We start from the raw sequence: 7,908 nt of genomic DNA on the forward strand, positions 1-7,908 counted from the left end.
TGATAGCAGTCAAATTACTTCTTTCAGCGCAGGATTTGATGACACAGCTACAGAAAACTTTGTTGACGTATTAGTTGACTTACAACCAGATGGTAGTTTTACCTTTGACGCTGCCAAACTAAGAGAAATTAACGGTGATGTTGATTTAAGTCAAGGTGAACATACTCTCAAATTAATTGCTACCGATGCGGCTGGTAATAATTCGGAAGAATTGAATTTCAGCTTTAGTTTAGACACTCAATTACCTTCTTTAACAGTTAATAATCCTAGCGCTGATGGGGAATTAACTGAAGGTACAAGATTAACTGGAACTAGTGATGAAACTGGTTCGGGAATTGCGAGCTTAACTTATCAATTTAGCGATCGCACTGCAATAACTGTTCCCGTTAATGAAAATGGTGAATTTGATGTTGAGTTAGATTTAACAGGGTTGAGTAATGGTGCTAATACTTTAACTATCACTACTACTGACTTAGCAGGGAATGTTAGTACTCAAGATATTAACGTCAATATCGGTGTGGTAGATATAACTCCACCCACAGCAGCTATCACCAGTAATTTAATTGATACACCTTCATCTTTTAATGTCACTTATAACGAAGCGGTATCCGATGAAGCTTTTGCGGCTGGTAATTATACCTTAACTATTTCTGGTGGGGATAATGATGGTCAAACTGTAGAAGTTTCCTCAGTAGAAAAGGTTAGCAATACGGTTGCTAAATTGACATTAGCTGCACCTTTAACTCAAACCAGCTATCAGTTAGCTCTGGGTACGGAAATTAAAGATTTAGCAGGTAATGCGATCGCTGAAAATACAGTTCTAGATTTATCTATTACTCCTCCTTCCGTAACAATTTCTCCCAGCAATGGTGAGGAAATGGTAGCTTTGACCAGGGAAACTATTGTCCGCTTCAATACAAAAGTTGACCCTAGCACCATTAATCAAGAATCTTTCTATGTAATTGCGAATGGGGAAAGACTCCAAGGACGGATTGTTGTTTCCAGCACCGAGGAATTTGCCACATTCTTCTACGATGAACCCTTACCTCAATCTACAGAAGTACGGGTAGTTGTAGATGGTGACAAAATTAAGTCTCGTAGCGGAGTCGCAATTGATGGAAATAGAGATGGTATAGCTGGTGGAATTGCAACTGCTGACTTTACAACTTTACCTTTAAGCAGAATTGAAGGAACCGATGTTTTTGGTTATGTTTACGACTCCTACAACAAAAATGAAGATGGTTCTAATATTCCTTTGGAAGGGGTAGTAATTCGTTTAGATTCTTTACCTGATGTATTTGCGGTAACTGATGAAAATGGTTACTTCAAATTAGAAGATGTCCCAGCACCGGAATTTTACGTATATATTGATGGCTCTAACGTTGCGAATACCGCAGAAGGTACTCAGTATGCCAGCTTAGGAAAAGCATTCCACAGCGTACCGGGACAAGAAGTTCAACTAGAGATGGATGGGGAACCGTTTGATGTCTACTTACCAGTAATGTCGGCGAGTGACATTGTGGAATTGTCGGATACAGAAGATACAAATGTGGGATTGGGAGAAGCTTCTCTAGCATTTTTACAACGTGAATTCCCCGATATTGACCCAGAAGTATGGCAGCAAACACAGGTAACATTTGTAGCGGGTTCGGCGACTGATGATGCAGGAAATCCCGCAACTCAAGCAATGATTGTACCCGTAGATCCAAATCGTTTACCAGCACCTTTACCACCTGGATCAAATCCTAGTTTGGTGATTTCGATTCAAGCGGGTAATGAAAATGGGTTTAACCGGGAAGCTGGTGGTGGTGCGACTAATTTTGATGTACCAGCACCAATTCAGTTTCCGAATTTAGAAGGGTTGAAACCTGGTGAAAAGAGTTTGATTTGGACTTTCAATCACGATGCTGGTGATTGGGAGATTATTGGTACTGGTACGGTGAGTGAGGACGGGAAGAGTATTGTTTCTGATGAAGGTGTGGGGATAAGAGCGCCGGGATGGCATTTTACTAATCCGGGGGTGCAAGATAGTGGAGGAGTCAACGACAGTGGCGATGATAACAACGATGGCATTCCAGATGATGAAGAAGACGAAGAAGATGATGTAACGTTTGAAGCTGGAATTAGCTTTAATGGAGAATGGACACCGCTACAAATTACAGGAAAATTCGGGTTTCAACTACCAACCAACTTATTTGCAAATGTAGTTCCTGGCGATGAAAATTTTCAACCATTATTATGGACACCAAAGTATAAACCATTCGATAAATTAGACTTTGGCGGGTCGGCAAGTTTCCAGTTTACTGTGTCTGAAACTGTTGCAAGATTTGTACCAGAATTTGATTACACGCTTTTTGATGCAGTAGGAAATGCAGCAATTAAAGGACAAGCAAAAGCTCAAGCAAAAATCAAAGGTACTGGTTTTAATCCAGTCGGTGAAATAAGTGGTGAACTCGCACTTAATGTTGTTACGGAAGTTTCAGGTCAGATTAAGAATAGTCCATTAAATAATATTCCTTTCGGTGTTGGGAATTTCTTTAGTCAGTCACATAAGCTTCCTGAAATTACGCTCTTTGGACCACCCACAATAAAAATTCCTAAATTAGAATTTCCTTTCCCAAAAACACCAGTAGTTGACTTCAATGAAACTATTGGACCAATCGCAGAGATTTCTATTGGCACTCAACTAAAGGTCTCACCGCGTGTTTTCCTTAGAGAAGTTGATGCTAGTTCTCAAGCATTTTCAAATTTAGCACTCAGCACTATACCCTCTCCAGCATTTTCAAATTTACCACCCAGCAATATTATTCCCTTATCTTCATCTTTGAATACGGATTCCTCTCTGGTAAGAAGTGAAGCACAATTGTCTAATGCATTAATCACAGAAGCTCAACTTTCTACTGCATCTGGTTTCGGCAAGGACCCGCGTGCTTTCTACCGTTACATCTTGGCTAATGGAAGTGAAATTACAGGACGTACAAACGAGAAAGGTAAATATAGTACAGTATTACCACCTAATACAGACTTTAATCTTTTCATCTATAGTCCTCGTACCAATAAATTTGAAATTATTTCTGGTACGTCAGGTGCAAGCGGTACTTCAACTGAACGTACAACAACTCTTTCTCAGGTCGGTGGTCCAGATGCAGATGGTGATGGTATCCCTGACTTTGGTGAGTTTACCATTGGTACGGATTACGAAAAAATTGACACCGACAACGACGGAATATCCGATGCAGCCGAAATCGAACAAGGATTAGACCCACTAGGAGGTCAAGGTTTCCCCACAGGAATCATTTCTAGCCTACCTTTACAAGGTCAAGCCAATGCAATAACTGTAAAAGGCTCAACCACCGACACCCAAACCCAAACTGCATACATCGCTACAGGTTCCCACGGTTTAGCAATTGTTGACGCTTCCCAATTCAATAACCCCATCATCCTGGGTCAACTTGACCTACCCGGCGATGCTACAGATGTAGCGGTTGACACCAACTTCCAAATCGCAGCAATAGCTACCAATAACGGTGGGTTGCAATTGATAGATATTTCTGACCCCATGCTTCCAACCCTCAGCCAAACTGTTAATATTTCTGCCAATAAAGTAGAAGTTGTTGACGGTATCGCTTACGCAACGGTTGGTACAAACCTCAAAGCTATTGACCTATTAACGGGAGATGAATTACAAGAATTAACTCTACCGGGTTCGGGTACCGTTACCGACTTAGCAAGGGAAGGAAATCAACTTTACGCTTATACCAGCGGTTCCGATACATTATCTGTAGTTGATATCACGAATCCCGCAGCCGCAACAGTACAAGGTGAGTTAAATGTTTCTGTTGCTTCTTCTACGGTAGGCATATCTGTTGGTAATGGAGTTGTTTACTTGGGTGGTAGTGGCTTGCGGACGGTTGATGTTTCTGACCCCACGAACCCAACTTTAATCGGTGATGCTGAACAATTCTTTACTGCTAGGGATGTCACTTTAAACGGTTCCGGTTTAGCGTTAGTAGCTGCTGAAGGTCAAGGTTTATCAATCTACAATGTCAATGACCCCGCAGACACGGATAATTTTATCACCCAAATTGATACTCCTGGATTTACCAACGATATTGCGATCGCATCGGGAATTGCTTTTGTTGCAGATGGTGCGAGCGGGTTACAGGTAATCAACTACCTCGGTTTCGATAACCAAGGTCAAGCTCCAACGGTAACAATTAGTAGTCCGCAAGCAGATTTAGATGCTGATGTGGAAGGTATTCAAGTATTGGAAGGTTCTTCGCTTCCCATCCAAGTTGATGTTGAAGATGATGTCCAAGTCCGCAATGTGGAGCTTTTAGTTAATGGTGAAGTGGTTAGCAATGATGTTTCCTTCCCCTTCGATTTAACAGCTACAGCACTCAATGATGACCCAGAAGCTACTACGGTAGATGTCCAAGTTCGAGCTACGGATACTGGTGGCAACAGCACTCTCTCGAATAACCTTACCTTTAATTTAGTTCCAGACACCTTTGCACCTAACGTTACCAGCACATCTCCCCAAGCTGATGGAAGACGCAAGAATATTTCTGGAATTTCCGTCCGCTTTGACGAGCCAATTGACACGGAACGCTTAGACCTCAGCGGTATAACTTTAACTAACTTGGGTGCAGATGAAGCAGTTGGTGGAGATGATGATACTGCTATTACTTTGCAAGGATTCCAAACCAGCGAAACCGGACGTAGCTTATTTATCTTGCCACCACCCGATTTAACTCCTGGCAAATATCAACTGAAAATTGACTCTAGTATTATTGCTGATAGAGTTGGTAATGCTTTAACTGAAGACTTCACCTTAGACTTTACCAAACGTCCTCTGGTTACATCCCTAACTTTGGGAGAAACAATTACGGGTAGTATTGTTGCAACGGGAGAAAATGAAGTTTACACCTTTGAAGGAACAGCAGGACAGCGGCTTTACTACGACGGTATACTTGCTGAATCTAACATTGATGCTCGTCTTGTAAGTCCTAGTGGTCAACAAATATTCAGTTTTCAGAATACTAATTCCGACCGAGGACCTTTAAGTTTAGTAGAAACTGGTATATATCAACTAATAGTAGAAGACTTGAATCAAGCTACAGGAGATTTCAGTTTCCGACTTTCAGATGTAGATCGAGTTACTGACTTGACTTTGGATACTACTATTAACGGAACACTTGACCCAGCAACTGAAACTGACATTTTCAAGTTTGCTGGAACAAAAGGTCAAAAGCTGTTCTTTGATAATGCAGAAAATAACTTCTTCAATGCTTCTTGGTCAATCTACGGACCGGGAAATCAATTGGTTGAATCCCGGAATTTCTTCTCTTTCTCAGACTTTGAATTTACTCTAGAAGCGGATGGTAATTACACCGCAGTTTTACAAGGTTTTGGTGGTGAAGCTAATGAACCTATAAACTACAATTTCCAAGTCATCACCCCAGAAACTGTTACTACTGAATTAACTTTGGGAGAAAAAGTTAGTAGCAATATTTCCGAAGCAGGTGAAGAAGACATCTACACCTTTAGCGGAACAGCAGGTCAAAGTCTCTACTACGACGGAATTAGTGGTGACTCCCGAATTAGCACTCGCTTAATTAGTCCTAGTGGTGAGCAAATATTCTCATTCTTTACTAATACCTCTTCCGATCGTCAACCCGTAACCTTAGAAGAAACCGGAAACTATCAATTGATTGTGGATGGTAACGGTGATACTACAGGTGATTACAACTTCCAATTGTTAGATACCGCAGAAGCTACTGAATTAACCTTTGATACTACTATTAGCGGTAGTCTCGAACCCGGACAAGAAACCATCTTGTACAAGTTTAATGGAACAGCAAACCAAAAGCTTTTCCTAGATGATAAAGGAAGTCAAAATGGTGGAACATATATAATTTATGGTCCTGGAAATCAAGCTGTGACTTCTCAAAGCTTGGGATTTGATAGAGAAATCACTCTCCCAGGAAATGGAACTTACATTTTCGCGGTACAAGGTTTTAGTAACGAAGAAACTCTCTCATACAGTTTTTCGCTAATTACATCCTCTATCACTACTACCGAACTAACCTTGGGAGAAATAGTAAGCAGTAATATTTCCAAACCAGGGGAAGAAGATATCTACACCTTTAGCGGAACAGCAGGTCAACGTCTCTACTACGACGGTATTAGCGGTCAATCGGGAATTAACACTCGCTTAATTAGTCCTAGTGGTGAGCAAGTATTATTCAGCAGTAATACTGGTTCCAACCGTCAACCTATTACCTTAATAGAAACTGGAAGCTATCAACTAGTTGTCGATGGTAGTAGTGGAACCACAGGTGATTACAGCTTCCAATTGTTAGATTTAGCATCAGCTACCGAATTAAATTTGGATACTACTATTAGCGGTAGTCTGGAACCCGGACAAGAAACCGTTCTTTACAAATTTGAAGGAACAGCAAATCAAAAGCTTTTCCTAGATGATAAAGGAAGTCAAAGTGGTGGAACATACGTACTTTACGGACCAGGAAATCAACAAGTTACTTCTGTAAGCTTTACAGGAGATAGAGAAATCACTCTCCCTGTAAATGGAACCTACACTTTAGCTCTTGAAGGTTTTAGTAACGAAGAAACTTTAAATTATAGGTTCTCTGTAGTTACATCAGAAATCACAACTGCTGAATTAACTTTGGGAGAAACAATTAGTAGCAATATTTCCAAATCTGGGGAAGAAGATATCTACACCTTCAGCGGAACAGTTGGTCAACGTCTCTACTATGACGGTATTAGCGGTGACTCCCGAATTAACACTCGCTTAATTAGTCCTAGTGGTGAGCAAATATTCTCATTCTTTACTAATACTTCTTCCAACCGCGAACCCTTAACTTTAGTGGAAACCGGAACATATCAACTAATTGTTGATGCTAACAACGCTACAACAGGAGATTACAGTTTCCAATTGTTAGATTTAGCGAACGCTACTGATTTAACTTTGGACAGCACTATTAGTGGAAGTTTAGAACCGGGAACTGAAAGTGAGATTTACAAATTTGTAGGTGAAGCAGGTCAACAGCTATCTTTTGAAGATAAGGGAAATCAATCTGGTGCTACTTACCGTCTTTACAGTTCCGCAAATCGATTGATTGCTTCTCGGAATCTCAGATCAAATTTTGATGTGACTTTACCCGGTGATGGTACTTACTTCCTGGTATTAGAAGGTTCTAGTAATGATTCAGTTAATTACCGTTTCCAAATTGTTAAAGGAACACTTGATGACCCAGGAGAACCTGTAGGTACCGAATTGACCTTGGGAGAAACCGTTAGTAGCAATATTGGTGAAGCAGAAGAACAAGATACTTACATTTTCACGGGAACAGCAGGTCAAACTCTCTACTACGACGGAATTAGCGGTGATTTCCGAATCGACACTCGTTTAATTAGTCCTAGTGGTGAGCAAATATTCAACAGCAATACAGCTTCAGAACGTCAACCTTTCACTTTGGTAGAAACCGGAACTTATCAACTAATTGTGGATGGTAGCGGTGATACAACAGGTGATTACAGTTTCCAATTGTTAGATTTAGCCAATGCTACCGACCTAACCTTTGATACCACTATTAACGGTAGTCTTGAACCCGGACAAGAAACTGTATTGTACAAATTTAATGGAACAGCAAATCAAAAGCTTTTCCTAGAAGATAAAGGAAGTCAAAATGGTGGTTCTTTTGTACTTTACAACCCAGCTAACCAATCATTTACTTCTGCGAGCTTTACAGGTAATAGAGAAATCACTCTCCCAGGAAACGGAACTTACATTTTAGCGGTACAAGGTTCAAGTAACGAAGAAACTCTCTCATACAGTTTCTCCTTAGCAACATCAGAAATCACCACCACTGAATTAACCTT

Annotated in this window: 1 protein-coding gene; it reads left to right on the forward strand. The window is 40.7% G+C overall.

Translation table 11 applies throughout. The features are described 5' to 3' along the window. A partial coding sequence (locus VB797_RS33895; RefSeq protein ID WP_323242198.1) for an Ig-like domain-containing protein occupies positions 1-7,908 on the forward strand: 7,908 nt, incomplete at both ends.

The organism is Rivularia sp. UHCC 0363 (assembly GCF_034931125.1).
GTDB lineage: Bacteria > Cyanobacteriota > Cyanobacteriia > Cyanobacteriales > Nostocaceae > Rivularia.